Raw genomic sequence first — 25,023 nt, 5'->3', positions numbered from 1 at the left:
TCGGGTGACTTCATGCATGCCCAAAGGTTATTCACTTTCCGGGATGAGCTGCTCCCCTTCTCCGAAGTCAACGTAAGGGGACCGGCAAGATAACGCAAATCAAGATCGCGAGCGAATCTTCTTATCCGGCACCAGAATCCGCAGCATCCACCGAGCCTGAAACAATGCGATGGGTGCCATCAAAGATTGGATTCGGTGACCCGAAATGAATCTTCCGCCACGCCCAAGGCTTCCACTCAGAGGTGTGAGCCGGTGTCTTCCCTGGACGGTGGAGGTTTCGACCATTGCCAGCCGCGATAAATTTCCGGATATCGCATATGGGCAACTCGCTCTACACTTTCCGCGTGCTTATTCGACGATTTATCACTCTGTCCATGTTCGTTTTGCTGACCCCGCTCGGGGTGGCCGCCTGCACCGCCGAAGGACCCGGCACGAAGACCGACTGCAATGTCAGTGGTTGCACGGTCACCTTCAACCGCGGTGTGAACGCCAGTGCCAGTGTCCTCGGCGTAACCGCGGAACTTGTTGCTGTGAATGGAAATACGGTCACCCTCGAGGTAGGCGGCCAGCAGATCACCGTCCCGATCGGCGGGACACAGCCCGCCAACGGCTTCAGTGTCACGGTGCAGGAGATCACTAATGAAACGGTCGTGGTCAAGGTCTCGACCGGCGGATGACCGTAACGCCATCGAGTAACCCACCCCGAACTGGCGCGAGTCATGACTGTCACCGAACAGCCCCGACCATGTGCGCGCGAAGTGCCGGATTCGGTTGCCCGCTCCCGGTTCCCGCGCCAAGTGTCGCCCGGGTCGCGTCGTGGGATGGGCGGCACTTGGTCAGTCCCGCGAAAAGGCGCGAGGAGCCATCAGGTTGCCCGGGTCACTCACCTCGTTGTTCCGGTCGCCCGCAGCAGCAACGGTATATAGGCTTCACCGGTGGAAACATACGCCCACCAGGGGTGGTTTTCGGTACTTGTCGGCCTCGTAATTCTGGTCGGCCTCCTGGGGATCATCGTCCCGATTCTGCCCGGCGTCATCCTGATCTTCGGCGCCATCGCCGTCTGGGCCTTCCTGACCGGCGGCGCCACCGCCTGGACGGTCTTCGCGATCAGCACCGCGTTCCTGGTGATCTCCGGCATCATCAAATACACCTGGCCTGGCCGCAAGATGAAAGACGCCGGTGTCTCCAATCGGGCGCTCTTGCTCGGCGCGGTCTTGGGCATTGTCGGCTTCTTCGTCATCCCGGTGGTCGGTCTGTTCGTGGGATTCGTTCTCGGCGTGTACCTTTCGGAACTCCACCGCCTCCGCGAGCGCCAACGGGCTTGGCAGGCAACGGTTCACGCAGTCAAGGGCGTCAGCCTGTCCATGCTCATCGAACTTTTCGGCGCACTGCTTGCCACTGGCGTCTGGGTGATCGGCGCCATCCTGAGCTAGCCGTGACGAATGGTTCCTGGAGCGGAGTCCGATCGAACTATTCGATGATCGGCAGCGGAATCGTATCCGCCGCTTCGAGTTTCGGGAGTTGGTCGGGGCGCAACGGCAAAGTCGGCTGCTCCGAACGCAGCAGCGGCGTGGTCGGATTCGGGTCGGCGGGGATCTGGCGTTCCCGGGCCGGGAGACGATAGAAGGCTCGGGCGTTGTCTTCAAGGACCTTGAACATGTCGGTGCCGACTACATCGCAGATCAGGTCGACATCGGAGTCCTCGAACGGGCGGCCCGCCCGGGCGCCGGGCAGGTCGGTGCCGAACATGAGGGCCTCGGGGTTCACCGCGTGGATGCGGCGCAACGTATCCGCGACGTTCATCGAGACGCGACCGAAACCCGTTGCCTTGACTCGGGCGCCGCGGTTCACCAGATCGAGCAGATAGGGCAGGCCCTCGGCGGACATGCCGAGATGGTCGATGGAGAAGACCGGGAGCTTGGAGATCACCGGTCGCAGTGAGGTGAGCATGTTGCCGTCGATGTAGACCTCGACATGCCAGCCGACGAGCTCGTGGGCGCGCAGTGCCTGCAGCGTCATACCAGTGATGTCGGCGGCGGCGCGTCTGACGTTGAAGCGCAGCCCGCGGACACCGATCCGGTCGAGCTCGATGATCTCCTCGTCGGTGGCGTCGAGATCGACGGCGGTCACGCCGACCCAGCCCTCGCCCAGCTCGGCAAGGGCGGCCTCGAGGTAGGTCTGGTCGGTGCCGTGGAAGGAGCCGCTCACCACGGCGCCACCGCCGACATCGAAGCGCGACATGCGCTTTCGATAGTCGGCGATGGTGAACGGGTTGGGCAGGTAGCCCTCGTTCTCGGCCAGCGGAAACCGCGGGTCGAAGATGTGGAGATGGGCATCGAACACGTGTACAGAATGCCTCAGTGTGGGAATTTCCGCTGCCCCCGAGGGGATGGAAGCTGCCCGACTAGACCTTGTTCGGCTCGCTGGCGCGCAGCATGTCCTCGCGCTCCACGACCTTGACACGTTCGCGGCCTTCGCCCTCGCCGAGGGCGCGTTCGTGAGCGTCGAGGCGGTACCAGCCCTGCCAGGTGGTGAACGGGATGCCCTTGCCCTCGAGGAACTCGGTCACTGCGTCCAGTTCCGGCTTGCCGGCCGGGGTGAAGTTCACGCTGTCGTCCAGCAGGCAGGCCACGGTCTCGTTGGCGTCGCCTTTGGTGTGGCCGATGAGGCCGACGGGGCCGCGCTTGATCCAGCCGGTGACGTAGGTGGCGGGCAGGTAGCGCTCGACGCCGTCGGCGTTCTCGTCGCCGATCACACGGCCGGCCTCGTTGGGCACGGTGCCCGCCTGGTCGTCGAACGGCAGGCTGGTCAGGTTCTGCGACAGGTAGCCGACGGCGCGGTAGACGGCCTGGATGTCCCAGTCCTTGAACACGCCGGTGCCCTTGACGTTTCCGGTGCCGTCGAGCTGGGTGCGCTCGGTGCGCAGGCCGACGACCTTGCCGTTCTCGCCGATGATCTCCGAGGGGGACTCGAAGAAGTGCAGGAACAGCTTGTGCGGGCGGTCGCCCGCGTCGCGGATCGCCCACTGCTCCAGAGTGTTGGCGACCATGTCGACCTGTTTGGAGTGCCTGCGTGCGGCTTCGGAGCCTTCGTCGTAGTCGATGTCCTGGGGGTCGACGATGACCTCGATGGTCGGGGAGTGGTCGAGTTCGCGCAGCTCGAGCGGAGTGAACTTCGCCTGCGCCGGGCCGCGGCGGCCGAACACGTGCACCTCGATCGCCTCGTTGGCCTTCAGGCCCTCGTAGACGTTCGGCGGGATCTCGGTCGGCAGCAGTTCGTCACCGGTCTTGGCGAGCAGGCGCGCCACGTCGAGCGCGACATTGCCGACGCCGAGCACGGCGACCTTTTCCGCTTCCAGCGGCCAGGTACGCGGCACATCGGGGTGCCCGTCGTACCAGGACACGAAGTCCGCGGCGCCGTAGCTGCCGTCGAGCCCGATGCCGGGGATGTCGAGGGCGCGGTCGGCGTTCGCGCCGGTGGAGAAGATCACTGCGTCGTAAAACGTGTGCAGGTCATCGAGCGTGATGTCGGTGCCGTAGTCGATATTGCCCAGCAGGCGGACCTGCTCCTTGTCGAGTACCTTGTGCAGGGCGGTGATGATGCCCTTGATGCGCGGGTGGTCCGGCGCGACGCCGTAGCGGATCAGTCCGAACGGGGCGGGCATGCGCTCGAACAGGTCGATGCTCACGTCGGCATCGGACTTCATCAACGCGTCGGCGGCGTAGATACCGGCCGGCCCTGCGCCCACGATCGCGATGCGGAGCGGGCGGGTCTCGGCGGTGTGCGCGTCAGGCCCGGAGGAGGCAGCTTGCGTCACCACGGAGGGCCCGGGTACACCGCTTGTTGATCCTGCACTCTGTTCGGTCATCTCTTACGCGCACCCTTATGGTCGAAAACGATTAATGACGTCGGTCTTAGCCTAGGCTAACTCGACGCGCCACTTTGGCTGCATCCGACGATGCGGACACTGGCACTGACTCGCTGCCCTTTGGCTATGACAGCAGGCGGCCGTCTCGCAATTCTATCGGTGGTCCACTACGGCGCCCGCGCCGGTGCGGTGACCCGCCGGATGCCACAACGGCCTGCCCTTCGTTGCGTACCCACTCCGCGGCCATCGTTAACGGCTGCCGCGCCGAGTAGTGACCTCGAACGGCTCCTGGCGTGTCGACGAAGACGGGGGCGAACGCCGGATAACCCCGCAGACCAGGGATCATCGTGGCATGACCGATCAGCAAACCGGCGCCGAAGACGGCGAAGTAATCGAGGTCGATCAGACCGACTCCCGCTCCGCGTGGCCCTTCATCGCGGCCGCGGTACTCGCGGGCATCGTGATCGTCGCGGTGGTGCTCGGCGGGCTGCTGTCACCGGCTGAGAAAAATGTCACAGACGCCGACCGCATCGCGGCGGCGGTCCGCAACTACGCTGACGCCCGAGGTCGCACCGATGTCTCGCCACCGCCCGGCGTGGCCTGCGCGGGCTTCGACGAGCGCAAGTCGTCGCTGGCGCAGCAGCTGGGTGGCGTAGAAACCGGAAAGACGGTCGAGATAACCAAAGTCGACAATCCAATGGTCGACGGAGACCGGGCGAAGGCGACGGTCACCACCAAGTTCAACGGCCGCGAGGACACCGCGACCTGGAATCTGGCCAGAACCGGCGATCGCTGGCTCATCTGCCATTGATCATCGCGTGTCGTGAACTGGGGTTTGACAGGGCGACCCAGACCCAGGCAATCTCAGACTAGGTCATGAGAACCAGCGTCAAGCCCCGGCTTGCTGGTCGGCAACCCTCCGCCGCGGCGGGGTGCTCCGGGTGACGACCTGGCCGCACACCGGAACCCAGGTGCGGCAAGAGCGGATTCACAGGAGGTCCAGATGAGTTATGCCGGTGACATCACCCCACAGCAGGCGTGGGAGTTATTGCGGGACAACCCCGAAGCCGTCCTGGTGGACGTGCGTACCGAGGCGGAATGGCGCTTCGTCGGAGTGCCCGACACGACGTCGATCGAGCGGCCGACGGTGCTGATCGAATGGGTCGACGGCACCGGCGCCCGCAACAGCGCATTCGCCGAGCAGCTGAGCGAAGCGCTCGACGCCCGCGACCCGGAGGCCCCCGTCGTGTTCCTGTGTCGCTCCGGTCAGCGCTCCGCGCACGCCGCGAACGTCGCGACCGGTCTCGGGATCGCCCCGGCCTACAACGTGCTAGAGGGCTTCGAAGGCGGACTCGACGAGTCCGGCCACCGCGGCGGCTCCGGCTGGCGCGCCCTCGGACTGCCGTGGCGGCAGTCATGATCGGGCGTGCGTTGCTCGCACCGCCGTGTCGCACTCGGAACTGTGCCGTTGGGAGGCAGTCGTGATCACCGGTGGCTCCTTCGACAAGCCGCTGCCGAACGGCGTCGGACCCGCGACCCTCGGCGTACGAGGTGGCCTGCGCCGCTCCGGTTTCGAGGAGACGGCTGAGGCGCTGTACCTGACCTCCGGATTCGTCTACGAGAGCGCCGAGGCCGCCGAGGCCGCGTTCACCGGCGACGTCGAGCATTTCGTCTACTCCCGCTACGGCAACCCGACGGTGGCCATGTTCGAGGAGCGGCTGCGCCTGATGGACGGCGCCGAAGCCTGCTTCGCCACGGCCAGCGGCATGTCCGCGGTATTCACCGCGCTCGGTGCGCTGCTGGGTGCTGGTGATCGACTTGTCGCCGCGCGCAGCCTGTTCGGCTCCTGCTTCGTGGTGTGCAACGAGATCCTGCCGCGCTGGGGCATCGAGACCGTCTTCGTCGACGGCGACGACCTGGACCAGTGGGAGCAGGCGCTGTCGGTGCCCACCCAGGCGGTGTTCTTCGAGACCCCGGCCAACCCGATGCAGACGCTGGTCGATGTCCGCCGCGTCACCGAACTCGCGCACGCCGCGGGTGCGAAAGTGGTGCTGGACAACGTCTTTGCTACCCCGCTGCTGCAACGCGGTTTCCAACTCGGCGCCGATGTGGTGGTGTACTCCGGCACCAAGCACATCGACGGCCAGGGCCGCGTGCTCGGTGGCGCCATCCTCGGCCCGCACGACTACATCGACGGCCCGGTGAAAAACCTGATGCGCCATACCGGTCCGGCACTGAGCCCGTTCAATGCGTGGACCCTGCTCAAGGGCCTGGAGACAATGCCGCTGCGGGTGCGTCATTCGACCGGATCCGCGCTGCGCATCGCCGAGTTCCTCGAGGGCGACAAGTCCGTCGGCTGGGTGAAATACCCCTTCCTGCAATCGCATCCGCAGCACGCGCTGGCGACCAGCCAGATGAGCGGCGGCGGCACCGTTGTCACTTTCGAGTTGAACGCGCCCGCGGACGAAGGCAAGAAGCGCGCCTTCGAGGTGCTCAACCGTCTGCGCATCGTCGACATTTCGAACAATCTCGGTGACTCCAAGACCCTGATCACCCATCCCGCCACCACAACCCACCGCGCCATGGGTCCCGAGGGCCGCGCCACCATCGGGCTGACCGACGGCGTCGTGCGTATCTCTGTCGGTCTAGAAGACGTCGACGACCTGTTGAATGATCTCGACCACGCACTGAGCTGAGGGTTCCGGTCACGCGACGCTCCATGCGGCCGCGTGACCGGCTTCCGCGTGTCCTCCCGAATTCGGACTGAGCGCGTGCCCGCCGGTAGGACCCACTCCGCACCAGCAGCGAAGCGCCCAGCCGGGGCCCCCGCTGGCCTGGCGATAGGCGGGCGACACCTCGGCCAGGCGTTCCTATCGCCGAGCGGAGCCACCACGGTCATATCCCGCTCGGCGACCTCCTGTGGCGGCGCCGCTCAATGCCTACCCTGGTTGTATGCGGATTTCGGTAGCTGCGGACGAAAACGTCGGCGTGGCGAAGGACCTGGTAGCGGAGCTGCATCGGCGCGGGCTCGAAACCGTCTCGCACGGAGCGCTCGCCGATGCGGAACGCGATGGCTGGGCCTGGGCCAGTGAGGCGGCGGCGCGTGATGTCGCAGCGGGGCGGGCCGAACAGGCCATCGTGTGCTGCTGGACCGGAACCGGCGCGTCGATCGCCGCCAACAAGGTCGCGGGTATCCGGGCCGCGCTCTGCGCCGATGCCGCGACCGCGGCCGGTGCGCGCAAGTGGAACGACGCGAATGTCCTTGCGCTGAGTCTGCGTACGACCTCCAGTGCCGTGCTGACGGAAATCCTCGACGCATGGTTCGGGTCGGTGGCCAGTATCGATGTCCACGATCGGGCCAATATCGCCCATCTCGCCAAGATCGAGCGCATGCGGTGATCGGAGTACCTGGCATCGCCGATGGGTGGCGGTGATGAGCGTCGGTGTTGCGCAATCGCTGCCTCGCATCATTGACAGCATGCTGTCAAATATGACAGGGCCAGAGCGTGCAGCGCATCGCAGACCTCTTGGTGGACAAGGGACTTGCCGAATACCGCCCGAACCCCGCGCATCGCCGCGCAAAACTGGTGGCGGTCACCGAGGCGGGCCGCGACGCGATCAAACGCATCAACCCGCAGCACGCTATCGTCGCGGAACGAGTCATGACCGAACTAGGCCCTGACCAGTTCGCCCTCACCGTCGACGTACTGACCAAGCTCTCCGCCGCCCTCGACGTCATCACCTACGACGAAACCTGATCGGCCCGAACCTTTCGGCTCGGGCGATTTAGTCGAAGGGTGTCCCGGTCCGGCCTACGAGGTCGGCGACGGAGTCGACCACCAGCGTCGGGCGGTAGGGGTACTGCTCGACCGAGGCGCGGGTGGAGATGCCGGTGGTGACCAGGATGGTCCGCATGCCCGCCTCCAGGCCCGAGATGACATCGGTGTCCATGCGGTCTCCGATCATCACGGTGGATTGCGAATGCGCGCCGATCCGCCGCAGCGCCGACCGCATCATCAGCGGGTTCGGCTTGCCGACGTAATACGGGTCGCGGCCGGTCGCGCGGGTGATCAGCGCGGCGACCGAACCGGTGGCGGGCAGCAGTCCGTCGCGGGACGGACCGGTCGCATCCGGGTTGGTGGCGATGAACCGCGCTCCGCGATCGACCAGGCGGATGGCGGTCGTGATCGCCTCGAATGAGTAGGTGCGGGTCTCGCCGAGCACCACATAATCGGGATCGCTGTCGGTGAGGACGTAGCCGATCTCGTGCAGCGCGGTAGTGAGACCGGATTCGCCGACCACATAAGCGGTTCCGTTGGGGCGCTGGTCATTCAGGAAGGTCGCGGTCGCCAGCGCCGAGGTCCAGATGGCTTCTTCCGGTATGTCGAGTCCGGTGTGGCGCAGCCGGGCTTGCAGGTCGCGTGGGGTGCGGATCGAATTGTTGGTGAGCACCAGGAATGGCGTCTCGTTGTCGCGCAACTCGGCCAGGAACTTATCTGCCCCGGGCACCAGGTGGTCCTCGTGCACCAGCACGCCGTCCATATCGGTGAGGTAGGACAGGATCGGTTCGTTCTTGGCGGTCACCGGTCGAATTATCCGCTACCCGAGCTACCCCCGCGCTACGGCGCGAAAATGAGCACCACAACAGTGTGGGTGAGTCCGTCGCCTCAGCGCGGTGGCGAAGATGTCGATCATCTCCCACCAGGCCATGTTCACTCGCACCGACAGGTTGGCTAGTGTCGGATACAGGTCGCCGTTGGTGGCGAACAAAACTCGAGGAGCGTGGCAGATGGGCGAACTCAAGCTCGGGTACAAGGCATCGGCGGAGCAGTTCGGTCCCCGCGAACTGGTCGAAATCGCGGTGCTTGCCGAGGAACACGGGCTCGACAGTGCCTCTGTGAGTGACCATTTCCAACCATGGCGACACAAAGGCGGACACGCCCCGTTCTCGCTGGCCTGGATGGCCGCGGTCGGTGAACGCACCACACGCATCCAACTCGGCACCTCGGTACTGACCCCGACATTCCGCTATAACCCCGCGGTGATCGCCCAAGCGTTCGCCACCATGGGTTGCCTCTACCCCGACCGGATCATGCTCGGCGTCGGCAGCGGTGAAGCCCTCAACGAGATCGCCACCGGCTACACCGGCGAATGGCCGGAATTCAAGGAACGCTTCGCCCGACTGCGCGAAGCGGTCGAGCTGATGCGCGCACTGTGGACCGGCGACCGCGTCGACTTCGACGGCCGGTACTACCGCACCGTCGGTGCCTCCATCTACGACGTGCCCAAGGGCGGCATCCCCATCTACATCGCCGCGGGCGGCCCACTGGTGGCCCGCTACGCCGGGCGCGCCGGTGACGGCTTCATCTGCACCTCCGGCAAAGGCATGGACCTCTACACCGAGAAACTGATGCCCGCCGTCGCCGAGGGCGCCACCAAAGCCGGACGCACCGTCGACGATCTCGACCGCATGATCGAGATCAAGATCTCCTACGACACCGATCCCGAACTGGCACTGGAGAACACCCGCTTCTGGGCCCCGCTGTCGCTGACCCCCGAACAGAAACACTCCATCACCGACCCCATCGAAATGGAAGCCGCCGCCGACGCCTTGCCGATCGAACAGATCGCCAAACGCTGGATCGTCGCCAGCGACCCCGACCAAACCGTCGAACTGATCAAGCCCTATCTCGACGCGGGCCTCAACCACCTCGTCTTCCACGCCCCCGGCCACGACCAACGCCGCTTCCTCGACCTCTTCCAACGCGACCTCGCCCCCCGCCTCCGCGCGCTCGGCTGAGCAACGGCTCTAAGGATCAGACGGCTGCGGCGGTAATGGTCGCCCCGGTTGCCGCCGCGACGGAGGACGGATCGTCACTGCAGACCCCGGTGGTCCAGTTCCAGGGCACCGGACCGGGCACGGTGACGGCGACGATCCACAATCCGAATGACCGGGGTGTGTGCTGGGCGCTCGCGGATATTGGCGCGGAATTCGGCACGATCTTCGGGGGTGACCGTCCGGAGTCGCCGGCCGGTCCCGGTGCGACGATCAAGGCGTCTCTGCAGGGCCTCCCAGCGGGACGATTCAGACAACCGGAATATGCGGATTCCGCTATCCGGTCCAGGACGGCGACTACACGTGGTCACTCCCGCCGATCACTGTCAACGTGCCCGGCGCGATGCCCTCGACCGGCAGCTTCGGGTAGTTCGCCACACACCGTTCGCTCGCCGCACCGCGCTACCACGCTGTGCGGCGTTCGAATGTCGGTGCGGGCTACGCCCGGGTGAGGGCGAAGATGCGTAGGTCGCGGGTGGTGCGGGAGCGGTAGGCGTCGTAGGCGCCGGTGATTTCCACGAAGCGGGCGAAGACGGCGGCTTTCTCGGCCGCGTCTTCCACAGGGGCGGCCTGGATCTTGATGCGCTCGCCTGCGATGGCGACGGTGGCGGACGGGTCGGCCAGCAGGTTCGAGGTCCAGGCCGGGTGTTCGGCCTGGCCGAAGTTGCTGCCGATCACATACAACGTGTCGCCGTCGTGGACGTAGAGCAGCGGCTGGGTGCGGGGCCGGCCGGACTTGCGGCCGGTGGTGGTCAGCGCAACGACCGGTGCGCCGATCGGGCCGAGCACGGTGAACTTGCCGTCGGTGCGCTCGAGCAGCGCCCGGTCCAGCGGCGTGATCGTGCGGATGAGCCACGAACCAGGCTTGGTCGCGGCGAACTTATTCGTCGCGCGGGAAAGGATATTGGTGCGCGAACCCCATTGCCGGTTCGGGAACTGCTCAGCCATGCCGGGACTATAGCGCTCGTCCATGACGGCCATCCGGCTATCTCGGAGGCCGAGATTTCACCCGTGATCACGGTCTCGCCGGGCGGGTTACGGTTGCCGTCCGTTCACTAAGCTCTCGACCATGGCCGATTCTGCTCCATCCGCTGTGTACATCGCGTCTCCGGAGGGTGACACCGGAAAATCGACGGTGGCGCTCGGGATGCTCCAGATGCTGTGCGCGACCACCCCCCGCGTCGGGGTGTTTCGGCCGATCACCCGGTCCACCGGCGAGCCCGACTACATCCTGGAGCTGCTGCTCGAGCACAGCACCGCCGATATCGACTATGCGCAGGCCACCGGCGTCACCTACGAGCAGGTGCACGCCGACCCCGATGCCGCGATCAGCGAGATCGTGATGCGCTTCCACGAGGTCGCGAAGGTGTGCGACGCGGTGGTGGTGGTCGGCAGCGACTACACCGATGTGGCCAGCCCGAGCGAGCTGCGCTTCAACGCCAGGATCGCGGTGAACCTCGGCGCCCCCATACTGCTGGTGGTCCGTGGCTCCGGCCGCACCCCCGCAGAGGTCCACCACCTCGCGCAGCTGTGCGTGAGCGAACTGGCCCTCGAACACGCGCAGCTGGTCGCGATCATCGCCAACCGCTGCGACCCGGACCATCTCGACGAGGTCGGCGACGCATTGAAGGCCATCGATGTGCCGTCCTGGACCCTGCCCGAAGTGCCGCTGCTGATTTCGCCGACCATGGCCGAGCTGTGTACCGCGATCGATGGCGAAATGTACAGCGGTGACCCGGAATTGCTGCACCGCGAGGCGCTGAAGATCATGGTCGGCGGCATGACTGCCGAACACATTCTGGAGCGGCTGGTCGACGGCGTCGTGGTGATCGCGCCGGGCGATCGCTCGGACGTACTGCTCAGCGTGGTGAATGCGCATGAGGCGGAAGGTTTTCCGTCGCTGTCCGGCATCATCATGAACGGCGGGATCCCGCCGCACCCCGCGGTGGCCAGGCTGATGACCGGGCTCGAGCCGAAGCTGCCGATCCTGACCACCGAGCTGGGCACTTACGACACCGCGAGCGCCGCCTACCGCACCCGCGGCCGCATGGCGGCGGGCAGCCCGCGCAAGGTCGACACCGCGCTGGCCTTGATGGAGCAGCGGGTCGATGCCGCGGAGTTGTTGCGCCGCATCGAGGTTCCGCGCAGCTCGGTGGTGACCCCGCAGATGTTCGAATACCAGCTCATCGAGCGGGCGCGCGCCGACCGCAAGCGCATCGTGCTGCCCGAGGGCGATGACGACCGCATCCTGCGGGCGGCGGGCCGGGTGCTGCAGCGCAAGATCGCGGACCTGGTCATCCTCGGTGACGAGACGAGCATCCGCGCCCGCGCCGCCGAACTCGGCGTCGATCTCGCCGCCGCGCAGGTGCTCGACCCGGCCACCTCCGGCTACCTCGACGACTTCGCCGAGGAGTACGCCAAGCTGCGCGCGCACAAGGGGATGACCATCGAGCGTGCCCGCGAAACCATCACCGACATCTCATATTTCGGCACCATGATGGTCTACGAGGGCATCGCCGACGGCATGGTCTCCGGCGCCGCGCACACCACCGCGCACACCATTCGGCCGTCGTTCGAGATCATCAAGACCACGCCGGGAGTTTCCACCGTCTCCAGTGTGTTCCTCATGTGCCTGGCCGACCGGGTGCTCGCCTACGGCGACTGCGCCGTCGTCCCCGATCCGACCTCCGAGCAACTGGCCGATATCGCGATCTCCTCCGCGGCCACGGCGGCCCGGTTCGGCATCGAGCCACGAGTGGCGATGCTGTCCTACTCGACCGGCGAATCCGGTAGCGGCGCGGACGTGGACAAGGTCCGTGTGGCGACCGAGCTGGTCCGCGAACGCGCGCCGGAACTATTGGTAGAGGGCCCGATTCAGTACGACGCGGCGATCGAGCCCACCGTCGCCACCACCAAACTGCCCGATTCCGAGGTGGCGGGTCGCGCGACGGTATTCGTGTTTCCTGACCTGAATACCGGTAACAACACCTATAAGGCGGTTCAGCGCAGCGCGGGCGCGATCGCGATCGGCCCGGTGCTGCAGGGTCTGCGCAAGCCGGTCAACGATCTCTCCCGCGGCGCGCTGGTCGCCGACATCGTCAATACCGTGGCGATCACGGCGATTCAGGCGCAGGACGAGTGATGCGGGCCAACGCACGGATTCGCAGGGTCGCGCGCCCGAGTGGCGCGCGGCACAGAGGAGTCGCGATGCGGAACATTCACGCCGCTCACGTGGTTGCCGAAGGTGTGCGGGAGCGCCGCGGGATTCAGGAGGCATCATGAGCAAGAGTGCCGATGACCTGGTGCTGGTGATCAATTCCGGCTCGTCGTCGATCAAATACCAACTGCTGGATCCGGAGTCGAGTATCGTCGCGGCCTCCGGCATGATCGAGCGGATCGGCGAGGAGAACGCCAGGATCAAGCATCATGCCAACGGGAAGTCCGTCGAGCGGCACCGGCCGATCGCAGACCACACCGCCGGGTTGCAGCTGGTGTTCGACATGTTCGCCGAGACCGGGCACGACCTCGCGGACGCGGGCGTGCACGCGGTAGGCCACCGGGTCGTGCACGGCGGCGAAGTGTTCTACCGGCCGACGCTCATCGACGACGCCGTGGTCGCGGCGATCTCCGACCTGTCTTCGCTTGCGCCGCTACACAATCCGGCGAATGTCGCGGGCATCGAGAGCGCGCGGAAACTGCTGCCTGGCGTGCCGCAGGTGGCGGTCTTCGACACGGCGTTCTTCCACGGCCTGCCCGACGCCGCCAGGACCTACGCCATCGACGCGAAAGTGGCTGCTGCCCAGGGTATTCGGAAGTACGGATTCCACGGCACCTCGCACGAGTACGTCTCGGGCCGGGTCGCGGAGCTGCTCGATCGCGATCCCGCGGACGTGAATCAGATTGTGTTCCATCTGGGTAACGGCGCCTCGGCATCGGCCATCAAGGGCGGACGCCCGGTCGACACCACCATGGGCCTGACACCATTGGAGGGCCTGGTGATGGGTACCAGGGGCGGTGACCTCGACCCCGGCATCATGCTGCACCTGATGCGCGCGGCCCACCTCCATATCGACCAGATCGATGAACTGCTGAACCGCAACTCGGGCCTCAAGGGCTTGTCCGGCGTCAATGATTTTCGCGAGCTGCAACGGCTCGTCGATGAGGGTGACGCTGCGGCCAAGCTCGCGTACGACGTGTACATCCACCGGCTGCGTCGCTACCTCGGTGCGTACCTGGTGGAACTCGGCGGCGTCGACGCCATCACCTTCACCGCGGGCGTCGGGGAGAACAGCCCCCAGGTCCGTGCCGACGCGCTGGCCGACCTGTCCCGCTTCGGCATCGAGGTCGACCCGGGGCGCAACACTGCGAAAGATCGTACCGCCAGGCGTATTTCGCCGCCGGGCGCCGAGGTGGCCGCGCTGGTGGTGCCGACGAATGAGGAGTTGGCGATCGCGCGGGCCGCGCAGCAGGTGGTTGCGGCGCAGCGGTGAGGGCGACGGGCCGCAGCGCCCACTGTGCCGGCCATGTACGAACGTAGTTCAACTGACCCGCTGCTAGATCCACGTCTTGGCGCGGATCGCGTTCGCCAGGTCTACCAGGGCGTAGCGGTGGTTGCGGCCGGGGGCGCTGCGGGCCAGGGCGCGCAGGCCGGTCTCCGTGCCCTCGCGGAGGTCGCGGTCGGTGAACGCAGCGCCGAAGAGCTTGGCGTCGAGGCGTTTCGGGGTGTTGCCCGCTTGCAACCAGGCCAGCGCGGCGCCGAGGACCAGGACTCGCATTTGGACCGCGCGGCTTTCGCCTTTCGGCAGGGCAAGTACCCGGGAGGCGGCGATGCGCAGCGTCGACTCGTCGAGTTCGGCCACCGGTGCGGCGGTGAGCATTAGCAGCACCGCGGTCATGCGGGCCGTGGTGTAGTGCCGCGACGCGGCGGGGACCTCGTCGAGGGCGTGCACCGCCTCGGTGACGCGGCCCACCGCGGCCAGCTGCCTGGCCAGGCCGAAGGCGGCGCTCACCACCGCTCGGTCGGTGCGCCATACGGTGTCGTAGAACTTCTCGGCGTAGGCCCGCCAATGCTCCGGGTCGGCGGAATCCCAGTGCTGCAGTACCAATTCCGCGGTGGCGGCGAGCGCGAGTTTCGGGGCGATCTCACCGGGCAGCACCCGCAGCACCTCGTGGAAACTGGCAAACGCCTGCTCGTAATCCAGTTCGAGCAGTTGGGCCTGGCCGTTGTACCAATCGATGCGCCAGTCGTGATCGGCGGGCACGTGCGACAGCAGGTGCAGCACCGCCGCCGACTCGCCCAGGTCGAGCCGCGCTCGTGCTTCGGTGAGTGCCAGTTCCAGATCCAGTGTCTCCGGCGCGTTGCCCGGATCGGTCTCGGCCCGCTGGCGCGCATCGTGCAGCGCTTCGACCACCTGCCGCGGGTCCGGATGCACCGCGGCGGCCAGCAGCGGGGCGGACGGGTCCGTCGGGTCGATGAGCGGAACCGGAAGCACCGCGGCGACATCGCTCGCCTGGAGTCGACTGCTGCGACCGATGCCGTCGGCGTACGCATCGGTCTGGCTGATCAGTTCCTCGGTGCCGAAGCTGGTGCGCTGCGGACTGAACACCGTCGACAGCTGCGGATGCTCGGTGCCGGTCTCCAAGGCAAGGATTTCGCGCAGCACACCGGCCAGTTGCGCGGACATGGCCCGGGCGGACGGGAAGCGGCGCGCGGGGTCGGGATCGGTGGCCGAGCGCAGCAGCCGATGGAAGAACTCGTGCCGCTCCAGCACGGGATGCTCGGCGGGATCGGGGATGCCGTCGAGGTAGCGGCCCTGCTCCATCGGCATCCTCAACGTCAACACCGCCAGCGTCCGCCCGACGGTGTAGATGTCGGAGGCCACCGTCGGGCCGGTCTTGGCGATCTCGGGAGCCTGGAAACCCCTGGTGCCGTATAGGTTTCCGTACGCCTCGATGGTCGAGACCGCACCGAGGTCGATCAACTTCACCTGATCCTCGGTGATCATGATGTTGTCGGGCTTGAGGTCGTTGTAGGTCAACCCGATCGAATGCAGGTAGTCCAGCGCCGGCAGGATTTCCAGCAGATACGCGATGGCCTCGGCGACCGGCATGCGCTGCGGTCGGGGGTAGGTGTCGAGGGTGTCGCGCAGCGAGCGGCCACCGACGTATTCCATGACGATGTAGCCGGTGGGCTCCCCGTCCGGGTCAGTGTGCTCGACGAAGTTGTGGATCTTGACGATGCTGGGATGGGCTACCTCGGCGAGGAATTGGCGTTCGGCGACGGCCACCGCCTGGGCCTCGGCATCACCCGAATGCAGCAGGCCCTTCAGCACCACCCAGCGGTCGCTCACATTGCGATCGATGGCCAGGTAGATCCAGCCCAGCCCGCCGTGCGCGATGCAGCCCTGGACCTCGTACTGGTTCGACACCAGGTCACCCGGATGCAGCGAGGGCCGGAAATCATAATCCGCGCCGCATATTCCGCATGTTCCCGCGGCCGTCGCGGGCCGGACGGCGGTGGCCCGACCGACCGGGTTGCCGCAGCGCCAGCAGAAGCGCCCGCCTTCGGAGACGACAGGATCGGTCAGCACCGCGGTGCGCGGGTCGGCGGGCGCGATCGTCGGGATCGGTACCAGGCCGCCACCGAGCCTGCGCACGGTCTGGCGGGAACGGACCGTGCGCACGCTGCGACTCGAGGTGCGTACCGTCGGGTTGGAGTTCGCCGTCGAGTCCGGACGCCAAGCGCCGACGGTGAATTCGGCGGCCGTGCTACCCGTCGCCGCCGCTTCGGCAGCCATGGTGCCCAGACCGGCGGACTCGTCGTACTCGGATCCGGTCACCGATTGAAGCGGTTGGGTGCCAAGCGCCTCGTCGGTCGAATGGGCATCGGCGGCAGTGGAATCGGGCTGCGAAGCAGCCGAATCCGCCGGTCCGGCAAGGGGTTCCGCGTGCTCGGGATGGTCGGCGCAGCGCTCTGTCGTCATCGGCGGTCAGTCCTGGTAATTCGGCACCGGGGGCGTAGGCGGCGGACCGAGAACGGTCAGCCACTGCCGATAGATCCGATTCCAGGTGCCGTCGGCCCGGATCCGCTCGAGCGTCCCGTTCACGAAGCGCACCAAATCGTCGTTGCCCTTGGGAATTCCGATGCCGTACGGCTCGACGCTGATACTGCCGCCGACCACGTCGGTGTAGGGGTCCTGCGCGGCAAGTCCGGCCAGGATTGCGTCGTCGGTGCTCACCGCGTCGACCTGCCGCTGTTGCAAAACCACCAGGCAATCCGCCCAGGTCGGCACCGTGAGAATGGTCGCGCCGGGCTGCTCGTGGCGAATATGGTCCAGCGATGTGGTGCCGCGGACCACGCAGACCCGCTTGCCCGCCAGATCGCCGATGCCGTTGATGCCCGAATTCTTCATCGCGAGCACCCGTTGGTTGGCGCTCAGGTATACCGTCGAGAACGTAACCTTCTGCCGCCGTTCACAAGTGATTGTCATGGTCTTGGCGACCAGATCGACGGTGTGATCCTGCAGCGCCTGCTCTCGGTCGGCCGAACCGAGGCTGTGGTATTCGATCTGGTCCGGACTGCCGAGCAGATCGCGGGCGACCTCCCTGGCAATATCGGCGTCGAAGCCTACGATGGCGCCGCTGACCGGATCACGGAAGCTGAACAGGTTGCTGCCGGCATCCAGCCCGACCACCAGCCTGCCGCGGGCCCGGATGGCGTCGATGGTCGGCCCGCCCGCGCCGGTGGGCCGCAGGCTGGCGGTCGGATCGCCGCACTGCGGTTCGACCTGCGGCGTGATCGGTGAATCCGTCAGCACTGGAATGACTTTGGCGGGCAGCGGCGGCTCGGTATAGCGGACCGTCTTCGGGGCGGTGGGTGGGGCGGATTGATTGGAACAGCCGCCGACGAAGGCGAGGGCAACAAGGGTGGCGGCGAGGATGCCGCGGGTCGCGTTCATCGATACTCCCGGAGCCGGGGCCAGATACCGAGACCGACCCAGCCCGCGGCGAGAATGCCGAGCACCAGCGCGCCGGGAGCGAGGAAGTCGAGTACCCTGGCCGCTTGGGAAATATTGTTGCGCAATGTATCCCGGGTTTGGGCCAGGGCCTGGCCGAGCGATTTGTCCAGCGCGTCCACCTGCGCGGCGGCATCTGCGGCGCTGGGACCGGTCGCCACTGCGGCGGCGCCGACGAAGTCGCCGCGCGCCAGGGTTTCGTTCATCCGCTGATGCGCCACGCGCCAACGTGCCAGTGCGATACGGGCATTCGCCACCTCGCTGGTCGCGGGCGCATGTGTCGGATAACCGTCGAGCAGTTCGCCGAGGCGAGCGATGCTGGAGTCGTAGGTGCGGTCGTAGTCACCGGTGGCGTCGCGGCGCACCAGCTTCAGCGTTTCCGCGGACCGCGCCTGCTGGGTCAGGATCCGGCTCTCGGTCAACCGGGAGGCGGGCACCGCGGCGCCGTCCCGCTCCCTGATCATCGCCGCGGCCGAGATGGACCCGGCAATCACGGTCCACGCTAACAGGATCAGCATCGCGCCGGCGCCGAGCAGTAGTCCGGGATTGACCACCCGGTGCCACCGCTTGGCCAGTTCGACCTGCGCCCAGACCAATCCGCCCAGCGCGAGCATCAGCAGCACGATCGCGGGCCACGGCGGCTGGACGTGGTGGCGCTGAGCCGCGTCGACCGCCCCTGACCGGTGGTCCTGTAGTTCCTGGGCCATCGGCAGCAGGATCGTCTGCATCTGATTCGATGCCTCGCTCAAATACGCTGCGCCGACCGGGTATCCGATGCGATTGTTCGCCCGCGCGGTCTCGATCAAACCCGAATAGACGGGCAAGCCGGTGGCGATACCCGTTCGCAGCCGAGTGTCGGGGTCGTTGGTTTGCGCCGGAAGGCCGGACTGGGTCACCAGTTCCGCGGTCGCCTCGCCGAGCGCCTGACTATATCTATCCCGCACGGCCTCCGGTTCCACCCCGCCCGCGATGAACGCGGTGCTGGCGGCGGCGTCCGCGATGGATAGCGAGGTATAGACGCTCTGTGCGGACTGCGCGTTCGGCTCGGTGTCATTGAGTAGCACGTCGAGTGCCTGCTGGCGATCGCTGACGGTCGCCGCGGCCACGGTGCCCGCCGCCAGGCACAGGCCGATCAGCACGAGTCCGATGGCGATGAGCCGGCCCGGCGAGGAGTTCGCGAACGAGCGCAGATTAGCTGGGTCGAACTGCTCCCGCACGGCAGCGGCGCGCACTGCGCCGAGATGCTTTCGTGCCGGCTCGGCGACGACCGATGGCGTCGGCACGGCCGTCGCCTGCTCGGTGCGAGCCATGTCCACCTCCCGGTCTGGGGCGCATATTACGCGCCTCGTCGGAGTTTATTGTGGTCTTACCGGCGCCGTGGCGTATGAAACACCCCCGTCACGGCTGGATGAGAATGGGTTGCAGATGCGTGGTGACGGTGACGGTTGGTCGCGCGACCCGGACGGCTTGCGGCACTGGGGCCGCTTCGGCGCCGCCGGGCTGTTGCTGCGAGCGCCGCTCGCGGGCGGTGGTTCTGCGGTGTTGTTGCAGCATCGCGCGTTGTGGAGTCATCAGGGCGGCACCTGGGCGCTGCCCGGCGGCGCCCGCGACAGCCACGAGACCCCGGTGCATGCGGCGGTGCGGGAGGCATGGGAAGAAGCGGGTATCAATCCCAGCGACATTCGCGTGCGCGGCGAGCGTGTCACCGCGTCGGCAGTGAGCGGCTGGACCTATACGACCGTGGTCGCGGACGCCGTCACGGCCTTGCCGACCAGCCTCAACCGCGAGAGTGCCGCGCTGGTATGGGTTCCCGAGGACGAGGTCGACGCCCGTCCGCTGCATCCCGGGTTTGCGGCGTCCTGGCGGTCCTTGCGCGCGGCACCCGCGCGCGTCTGCCTGGACGATGTCGCGGACGCCCCCGCCGTCGCGGCCGCGCTGCCGCGCACCGTCGACTTGGCCGGCGAAGGTTTCGTCTGGCTGCACGCCGATCCCGCAGGCCCCGGCGGTTTTGCCAGGATCGTCGACGGGAGTTTGGTCGACGCGGCCGCTGTGGACGATGTCTCCGATCCACGCTCGACGGTCGATATCGCCGCGGCGACGGATCCAATTCTCTCGCTCACCCGCGTCCAAGTGCTGTCCTGACACGGCACGTCAGATTCTGGCGTCCAGGCCGAATCCCGGGCGCCCCCACGTGATTCGCCGATCCGTGCTGCCAATGGCAGAAACAACAGGTTGGTTGGGTTACGGAAGCGCGCGGCGCGTTCCGGCCTGGGCGTTTTCGAGCAACGCGGCCTTGAGTCCACGGGCCGCGGCTTCGGGATCACGCGCCTCGGTGATCGCCCGCACGACGACCACGCGGTCGGCTCCCGCCGCGAGCACCTCCGGCAGGCGGTCGGTGTCGACGCCACCGATCGCGAACCAGGGCAGGGTCGGATGCGCGTCCGCGGTGGAGCGCACCAGATCCACACCCGCGGCCTGACGGCCCGGTTTGGTCGGGGTCGTCCACACCGGACCGGTGCAGAAGTAATCGATGTTCTCGTCGATGGTGGCCAGCCCGGCCTGCGCGCGATTGTGGGTGGAGCGTCCGATCACCACGTCCGGTCCGAGGATGCGGCGCGCGTGCGAGGGCGGTAGATCGCCTTGACCGAGATGCAGCACATCGGCGCCCGCCGCGAGCGCGAGATCGGCCCGATCGTTCACCGCGAGCAGCGCACCGTGCCTGCGGGTCACCGTCTCGAGTTCGGCCAGCGCGCCGAGCTCCGCCTTGGCCTCGAGCTGGCCGAATTCGGCCTCGCCGGGTGAGCCCTTGTCCCTGAGCTGAATGATGTCGACGCCGCCGGCGAGTGCCGCCTCGGCGAACTTCGCCAGATCGCCTTTCTCCCGGCGAGCGTCGGTGCACAGATAAAGCCGCGCGGTTGCCAGACGCTCTCGAGGAGATATGGAGCGGTACGGGTGGGAGGGATGCACGCCCTCGACCGTAGCCGCGCTACCGTGGGGATGCGAATAGGAGGTAGGTGGAACTGATGCGGACTCTGGCCGTCGTCGGTGGCGGCGCCATCGGACTCGCCGTGGCCTGGCGGGCCGCGGCGGCGGGATGGTCGGTCACCCTGTTCGACCCGGCCGTCGGATCCGGCGCCTCCTGGGTCGCCGGGGGCATGCTCGCACCACTGTCGGAAGGCTGGCCGGGGGAGGACCGGGTCCTCGCGTTCGGCGCGGCCTCGCTGGCCCGCTGGCCGGAATTCGCCGAACGTATCGAGGCCGAAACCGGGATCTCGGTGTTCGTGGCCGACGAGACACTCACGGTCGCGCTGGACGGTGCCGACGCCGCGGACCTGCGCACGGTGGCCGAGTGGGTCGGCGGCCGCGGCCACGACCTGCGCGTGCTGGATCGGGCCGGTGTGCGTGCGCTCGAACCCGCGCTCGCCCGCACCGTGCGCGCCGGTCTGCTCGCACCCGCCGAGCCCGCCATCGACAATCGTCAGCTGCTCGACGCATTGCGGAAGGCAGGCGCGGCGGCCGGGGTTGCGGTGCGTGCCGAATCGGTCGAATCCCTCGACACGCTGCCGCACGACCAGATCGTGCTCGCGGCGGGCGCCGCGTCCGCGCGGTTGTGGCCGCAGCTGCCCGTCCGGCCGGTCAAGGGCGAGATCCTCCGGCTGCGGCACCGACCCGGCGCGGCTGCGCCGCCGAATCGAGTGATCCGGGCCCGGGTGCACGGCAGGGCCGTCTACGTGGTGCCACGTGCGGACGGAATCGTGGTCGGCGCAACACAATACGAGGCCGGATTCGATACCGCAGTGACCGTGGCCGGAGTACGCGACCTGATCGCGGATGCCGAGGCGATACTGCCCGGCATCGGCGAATACGAATTGGCCGAGGCCAGTGCGGGTTCCCGGCCGGGCTCCCCGGATAACCTGCCGCTGATCGGCAGGCTTACCGACCGCGTCGTCGCGGCCACCGGACACGGCCGCAACGGCATGCTCGCCGTACCGCTGACCGTCGACGCGGTGTCGAGCCTGCTCGACGGCACTGTGCTGGCCGACGCGGAAGCCGCTGACCCGCAACGCTTTTCGGCGCCGGGCGCGCCTTCTCTCTCGTCATCCGTAGGAGGAATTCGATGACCGCGACAGCAATCCCGATCGGTGTCACCGTGAACGGCGAGGACCACGAGTTCGCCGAATCGCTGACGGTGCGTCAGCTGCTCACCCGCTTGAACCTGCCGTCTCAGGGTGTGGCGCTGGCGGTAGACGGTGCGGTGTTCCCCAAATCCCGCTGGGACGAACCGGTGGGCCGGGGCTGGAACATCGAGGTGCTCACGGCGGTTCAGGGTGGCTGACGCACTCGAGATCGCGGGCAGGCAGTTCGGTTCCCGGCTGATCATGGGCACCGGCGGCGCCGACAACCTCGCCGTACTGGAGGAGGCGCTGATCGCCTCGGGCACCGAGCTGACCACGGTCGCTATGCGCCGGGTGGACTCGGCGGGCGGCACCGGCGTGCTCGATCTGTTGAAGCGCCTGGACATCATGCCGCTGCCCAACACGGCGGGCTGTCGCACCGCTGCCGAGGCGGTGCTCACCGCAGAACTGGCCGCCGAGGCGCTCGACACCAAGTGGGTGAAGCTCGAGGTGATCGCCGACGAGCGCACCCTGCTGCCCGATGCCATCGAATTGCTCACTGCCGCGGAACAATTGGTCGACGCCGGTTTCGTGGTGCTGCCCTACACCACCGACGATCCGATCCTGGCGCGACGACTGGAGGACGCGGGCTGCGCCGCGGTGATGCCGCTCGGCGCCCCGATCGGCACCGGCCTCGGCATCGGCAACCCGCACAACATCGCAATGATCGTCGCCGCAGCGGGCGTCCCGGTCATCCTCGACGCGGGCATCGGCACCGCGAGCGACGCGGCTCTCGCCATGGAACTCGGCTGCTCGGCGGTCCTGCTGGCCACCGCCGTGACCAGGGCCCAACGCCCAGCGCTGATGGCTACCGCCATGGCAGACGCCGTCCGCGCCGGCCACCTGGCCCGTCAGGCGGGCCGCATCCCCAAGCGCTTCTGGGCCCAGGCTTCGTCCCCGGCCGTATGAATGTTGAACGCCCTGTTGTCGATGCCCTAAGGGAACATACGCAGGGGCCTCGGGGTCGAGGTCATCCTCGAGGATGATCCGACTCGACACCTTGTGGTGACGCGCGCAATGCCATTTTGCCGAATGCTGGTGGCCATGATCGAACTGAGAGGCCTGACCAAGCATTACGGGCAGACCATCGCGGTTCAGGATCTCTCCTTCACTGTTCGCCCTGGACAGGTGACGGGCTTCCTTGGACCCAACGGCGCCGGTAAATCGACCACGATGCGGATGATCCTGGGGCTGGACAAGCCCACGGCGGGCACCGCGCTCATCAACGGCAAGCCGTATCACGAGCTGGACCATCCGCTCCGGGCCGTCGGCGCGCTGCTGGATGCCAAGTGGGTTCATCCGAATCGTTCGGCGCGCGCCCATCTGCAGTGGCTGGCCGCTTCCAACGACATCCCCGCGTCCCGGGTGGACGAGGTGCTGCGTCTGGTCGGCCTGTCCGAGGTGGCGGGCAAGAGCGCGGGCGGTTTCTCGCTCGGTATGTCGCAGCGGCTCGGCCTGGCCGGCGCCCTGCTCGGCGATCCGCAGGTGCTGCTGTTCGACGAGCCGGTCAACGGCCTCGATCCGGAGGGCATCCTGTGGATCCGCCGGTTCATGCAGCGGCTGGCCGCCGAGGGTCGCACCGTGCTGGTGTCGAGCCACCTGCTCTCGGAGATGGCGCAGACCGCCGAGCACCTCGTCGTGATCGGCAAGGGTCGACTGATCTCCGATACGACCACTCAGGAATTCATCGAACGCGCCTCGGAATCGTCTGTGCGCGTGCGCAGTCCGCAGCTCGAACAGTTGCGCAGCGTGCTCACTTCCAACGGTATGACCGTGCGTGAGGACGGCGAGGGTAAGGATGGCCCCGCACTGGTGGTGGCGGGAGTGACCAGCGACGACGTCGGCAAACTCGCCGCTGCCAACGACATCACGCTCTTCGAGCTTGCGCCGCAACGTGCTTCGCTCGAGGAGGCGTTCATGCGGATGACCGGCGGCGCGGTGCAGTACCACGCCGAAGGCTTCGACCAGGTGATGGGAGGTGCGCTCTGATGGGCGTGCTGGCAGCAGAACGAATCAAGCTCACCTCGACCAGGTCGCCCTGGTGGTGCTCGGCCATCGTTGTCGTGCTCGCCCTCGGCCTTTCCGCACTGTTTTCGCTGGTGGTGAAGTCCTCGGGTGACCAGCCCGCCGATGGCACACCGACACTCGACATCAGCACCGCGACCGCGGGCGTGGTCGGTTTCGGCGTGATGGTGCTGATGATCATGGCGGCACTCACGGTGACCAGCGAATACCGCTTCGGTGTCATCCGGACGACGTTCCAGGCGACCCCGAATCGCACCAAGGTTCTGTTGACCAAGACCGCGCTGGTCGGTATCTACGGCGCGCTGCTCACCACGGTCCTCGCCTTCCTCGCCATCGGGGTGGCCAAGGCCATCGGCGGCTCGGCGCCCGGAGCGAATCTGTCCCTGGACGGGCAGTGGCGCGCGGTCTACGGCATTCCGATCTACGCCTTCCTGTTCATCGCATACGCCATCGGCGTCGGCGTGCTGGTGCGGCAGTCGGCCGCCGCGATCTCGATCGTGGTGCTGTGGTCGCTATTGATCGAGCCGCTGCTGAGCGCCTTCGGCAGCTTCGGCCGCAACGTCGGTCCATTCCTGCCCTTCCAGAACGCCAGCCACTTCCTGTCGGTCTCGAACGGCACCGGTAGTAGTAACTGGCACTGGGGTCCCTGGGGCAGCCTGATCTACTTCACCGCCTTCGTCGCGATCGTCTACGGCGCGGCCTTGGTCGCGCTGAACCAGCGCGACGCTTAGCCGAGAGCCAGAGCTGCCCGAGTAGCCCTCCCTCGCCACTCGGGTGTGGGGTGCGCGCCTTGTCGGGAGGTATGCGCGCCCCCTTTCACCGCCTGCCACTGCCCGGTGGACGGTGCAGCCACCGGTCCGGTGTGGATCCCCTCCACACCGGGCCGGTGGTCTCGTTTCCCGGCATTTCGGGCCGCTTGTGAACATCCCGGAAACTGTGAAATAGGACGCTTCCATTCGTAGAAAACGCGGGTAGCATCGGTCGCAGCAACCAACACGTTATCCATCGGCGGCCCAATGTAGTGCCCGCTCCGTCCGATCGAGAGGTGGCAGGTGGCGACAATAAGCAACCCGCCGACGGTAGGCCGGCTGAGATACGCTCGGT

General features: G+C 67.1%; 25 protein-coding genes and 1 riboswitch. Of the genes, 16 read left to right on the top strand and 9 right to left on the bottom strand.

Features of this window, described 5'->3' with window-relative positions; all coding sequences use genetic code 11:
* Window positions 1-317: 317 nt before the first annotated feature.
* Complete coding sequence (locus ACV7NQ_RS14530; RefSeq protein WP_463360137.1) at window positions 318-677, top strand: hypothetical protein; 360 nt, start codon at window positions 318-320, stop codon at window positions 675-677.
* Between the two features lie 258 nt (window positions 678-935).
* The gene (locus tag ACV7NQ_RS14525; protein WP_463360136.1) at window positions 936-1,433 is read left to right on the top strand and encodes a DUF456 domain-containing protein; all 498 of its coding nucleotides are present in this window, start codon (window positions 936-938) and stop codon (window positions 1,431-1,433) included.
* 37 nt (window positions 1,434-1,470) lie between these two features.
* On the opposite strand, the gene ACV7NQ_RS14520 is transcribed toward ACV7NQ_RS14525, so the two are convergent.
* Both ACV7NQ_RS14520 and ACV7NQ_RS14515 read right to left on the bottom strand, forming a co-directional pair.
* Window positions 1,471-2,343 (bottom strand): amidohydrolase family protein, encoded by an 873-nt coding sequence (locus ACV7NQ_RS14520; RefSeq protein ID WP_463360135.1) that lies wholly within the window; start codon window positions 2,341-2,343, stop codon window positions 1,471-1,473.
* A gap of 61 nt (window positions 2,344-2,404) precedes the next feature.
* Window positions 2,405-3,868: an FAD-dependent oxidoreductase gene (locus ACV7NQ_RS14515; protein ID WP_463360134.1), complete on the bottom strand. Its 1,464-nt coding sequence runs from the start codon at window positions 3,866-3,868 to the stop codon at window positions 2,405-2,407.
* A gap of 352 nt (window positions 3,869-4,220) precedes the next feature.
* Between ACV7NQ_RS14515 and ACV7NQ_RS14510 the strand changes: the two genes are divergently transcribed.
* The 5 genes from ACV7NQ_RS14510 to ACV7NQ_RS14490 all read left to right on the top strand — a co-directional run bounded on the left by ACV7NQ_RS14510 (window position 4,221) and on the right by ACV7NQ_RS14490 (window position 7,626).
* Window positions 4,221-4,679 (top strand): Rv0361 family membrane protein, encoded by a 459-nt coding sequence (locus ACV7NQ_RS14510; RefSeq protein ID WP_463360133.1) that lies wholly within the window; start codon window positions 4,221-4,223, stop codon window positions 4,677-4,679.
* A gap of 61 nt (window positions 4,680-4,740) precedes the next feature.
* A riboswitch (SAM riboswitch) is annotated at window positions 4,741-4,857 on the top strand.
* Between the two features lie 14 nt (window positions 4,858-4,871).
* Window positions 4,872-5,288, top strand: coding sequence for a rhodanese-like domain-containing protein (locus ACV7NQ_RS14505; RefSeq protein WP_463360132.1), 417 nt, complete (start codon window positions 4,872-4,874; stop codon window positions 5,286-5,288).
* Window positions 5,289-5,349: 61 nt separating this feature from the next.
* A complete protein-coding gene (locus ACV7NQ_RS14500; protein ID WP_463360131.1) occupies window positions 5,350-6,564 on the top strand; it encodes an O-succinylhomoserine sulfhydrylase in 1,215 nt (404 codons plus the stop codon).
* 256 nt (window positions 6,565-6,820) lie between these two features.
* Complete coding sequence (locus ACV7NQ_RS14495; RefSeq protein WP_463360130.1) at window positions 6,821-7,267, top strand: RpiB/LacA/LacB family sugar-phosphate isomerase; 447 nt, start codon at window positions 6,821-6,823, stop codon at window positions 7,265-7,267.
* Between the two features lie 107 nt (window positions 7,268-7,374).
* Window positions 7,375-7,626 (top strand): MarR family winged helix-turn-helix transcriptional regulator, encoded by a 252-nt coding sequence (locus tag ACV7NQ_RS14490; RefSeq protein ID WP_463360129.1) that lies wholly within the window; start codon window positions 7,375-7,377, stop codon window positions 7,624-7,626.
* Window positions 7,627-7,654: 28 nt separating this feature from the next.
* Here ACV7NQ_RS14490 and ACV7NQ_RS14485 read toward each other — a convergent pair whose 3' ends face one another.
* Window positions 7,655-8,410: an HAD-IIA family hydrolase gene (locus ACV7NQ_RS14485; RefSeq protein ID WP_463365666.1), complete on the bottom strand. Its 756-nt coding sequence runs from the start codon at window positions 8,408-8,410 to the stop codon at window positions 7,655-7,657.
* Between the two features lie 247 nt (window positions 8,411-8,657).
* On the opposite strand from ACV7NQ_RS14485, the gene fgd reads away from it, so the two are divergent.
* Window positions 8,658-9,668 carry a glucose-6-phosphate dehydrogenase (coenzyme-F420) gene (gene fgd, locus ACV7NQ_RS14480; protein ID WP_463360128.1) on the top strand — a complete coding sequence of 337 codons (1,011 nt, stop codon included), beginning with the start codon at window positions 8,658-8,660 and terminating at the stop codon, window positions 9,666-9,668.
* A gap of 16 nt (window positions 9,669-9,684) precedes the next feature.
* Here the strand turns inward: fgd and ACV7NQ_RS14475 are convergent, their stop codons facing one another.
* Window positions 9,685-9,921 carry a hypothetical protein gene (locus tag ACV7NQ_RS14475; protein WP_463360127.1) on the bottom strand — a complete coding sequence of 79 codons (237 nt, stop codon included), beginning with the start codon at window positions 9,919-9,921 and terminating at the stop codon, window positions 9,685-9,687.
* A gap of 221 nt (window positions 9,922-10,142) precedes the next feature.
* A complete protein-coding gene (locus tag ACV7NQ_RS14470) occupies window positions 10,143-10,652 on the bottom strand; it encodes a nitroreductase/quinone reductase family protein (RefSeq protein ID WP_463365665.1) in 510 nt (169 codons plus the stop codon).
* Window positions 10,653-10,773: 121 nt separating this feature from the next.
* On the opposite strand from ACV7NQ_RS14470, the gene pta reads away from it, so the two are divergent.
* Together pta and ACV7NQ_RS14460 are read left to right on the top strand one after the other, a co-directional pair.
* Window positions 10,774-12,846: a phosphate acetyltransferase gene (gene pta, locus ACV7NQ_RS14465; protein ID WP_463360126.1), complete on the top strand. Its 2,073-nt coding sequence runs from the start codon at window positions 10,774-10,776 to the stop codon at window positions 12,844-12,846.
* Window positions 12,847-12,982: 136 nt separating this feature from the next.
* Entirely contained in the window at window positions 12,983-14,194 is a 1,212-nt protein-coding gene (locus ACV7NQ_RS14460) for an acetate kinase (protein WP_463360125.1), read from the top strand.
* Between the two features lie 63 nt (window positions 14,195-14,257).
* Here ACV7NQ_RS14460 and ACV7NQ_RS14455 read toward each other — a convergent pair whose 3' ends face one another.
* From ACV7NQ_RS14455 to ACV7NQ_RS14445, 3 genes are read right to left on the bottom strand one after another with little or no spacing between them, the layout of a single operon-like run.
* Complete coding sequence (locus ACV7NQ_RS14455) at window positions 14,258-16,687, bottom strand: serine/threonine-protein kinase (protein ID WP_463360124.1); 2,430 nt, start codon at window positions 16,685-16,687, stop codon at window positions 14,258-14,260.
* Between the two features lie 6 nt (window positions 16,688-16,693).
* On the bottom strand, window positions 16,694-17,662 hold the full coding sequence (locus tag ACV7NQ_RS14450) for a glutamate ABC transporter substrate-binding protein (RefSeq protein ID WP_463360123.1): 969 nt from the start codon (window positions 17,660-17,662) through the stop codon (window positions 16,694-16,696).
* A complete protein-coding gene (locus ACV7NQ_RS14445) occupies window positions 17,659-19,029 on the bottom strand; it encodes a hypothetical protein (protein ID WP_463360122.1) in 1,371 nt (456 codons plus the stop codon). The genes ACV7NQ_RS14450 and ACV7NQ_RS14445 overlap by 4 nt, the downstream gene beginning before the upstream one ends.
* Window positions 19,030-19,144: 115 nt before the next feature.
* Here ACV7NQ_RS14445 and ACV7NQ_RS14440 point away from each other — a divergent pair, with 115 nt between their 5' ends.
* Complete coding sequence (locus tag ACV7NQ_RS14440; RefSeq protein ID WP_463360121.1) at window positions 19,145-19,861, top strand: NUDIX hydrolase; 717 nt, start codon at window positions 19,145-19,147, stop codon at window positions 19,859-19,861.
* Between the two features lie 99 nt (window positions 19,862-19,960).
* Here ACV7NQ_RS14440 and thiE read toward each other — a convergent pair whose 3' ends face one another.
* Complete coding sequence (thiE, locus tag ACV7NQ_RS14435) at window positions 19,961-20,686, bottom strand: thiamine phosphate synthase (RefSeq protein ID WP_463360120.1); 726 nt, start codon at window positions 20,684-20,686, stop codon at window positions 19,961-19,963.
* A 56-nt stretch (window positions 20,687-20,742) separates the two neighbouring features.
* Between thiE and thiO the strand changes: the two genes are divergently transcribed.
* The 5 genes from thiO to ACV7NQ_RS14410 all read left to right on the top strand — a co-directional run bounded on the left by thiO (window position 20,743) and on the right by ACV7NQ_RS14410 (window position 24,650).
* Window positions 20,743-21,840, top strand: a complete 1,098-nt coding sequence (gene thiO / locus ACV7NQ_RS14430) for a glycine oxidase ThiO (RefSeq protein WP_463360119.1) — start codon at window positions 20,743-20,745, stop codon at window positions 21,838-21,840.
* Window positions 21,837-22,055, top strand: coding sequence for a sulfur carrier protein ThiS (gene thiS, locus ACV7NQ_RS14425; RefSeq protein WP_463360118.1), 219 nt, complete (start codon window positions 21,837-21,839; stop codon window positions 22,053-22,055). Before thiO ends, thiS begins: the two co-directional genes overlap by 4 nt.
* Window positions 22,048-22,803, top strand: coding sequence for a thiazole synthase (gene thiG / locus ACV7NQ_RS14420; protein ID WP_463360117.1), 756 nt, complete (start codon window positions 22,048-22,050; stop codon window positions 22,801-22,803). The genes thiS and thiG overlap by 8 nt, the downstream gene beginning before the upstream one ends.
* Before the next feature lie 135 nt (window positions 22,804-22,938).
* Window positions 22,939-23,883, top strand: a complete 945-nt coding sequence (locus tag ACV7NQ_RS14415) for an ABC transporter ATP-binding protein (protein ID WP_463360116.1) — start codon at window positions 22,939-22,941, stop codon at window positions 23,881-23,883.
* Window positions 23,883-24,650, top strand: a complete 768-nt coding sequence (locus ACV7NQ_RS14410; protein ID WP_463360115.1) for an ABC transporter permease — start codon at window positions 23,883-23,885, stop codon at window positions 24,648-24,650. Before ACV7NQ_RS14415 ends, ACV7NQ_RS14410 begins: the two co-directional genes overlap by 1 nt.
* The last annotated feature ends 373 nt before the right edge of the window (window positions 24,651-25,023 follow it).

The sequence above is a fragment of the Nocardia sp. Tas62D01 genome (assembly GCF_055232035.1).
This window is presented reverse-complemented; position numbering and strand designations above follow the sequence as displayed.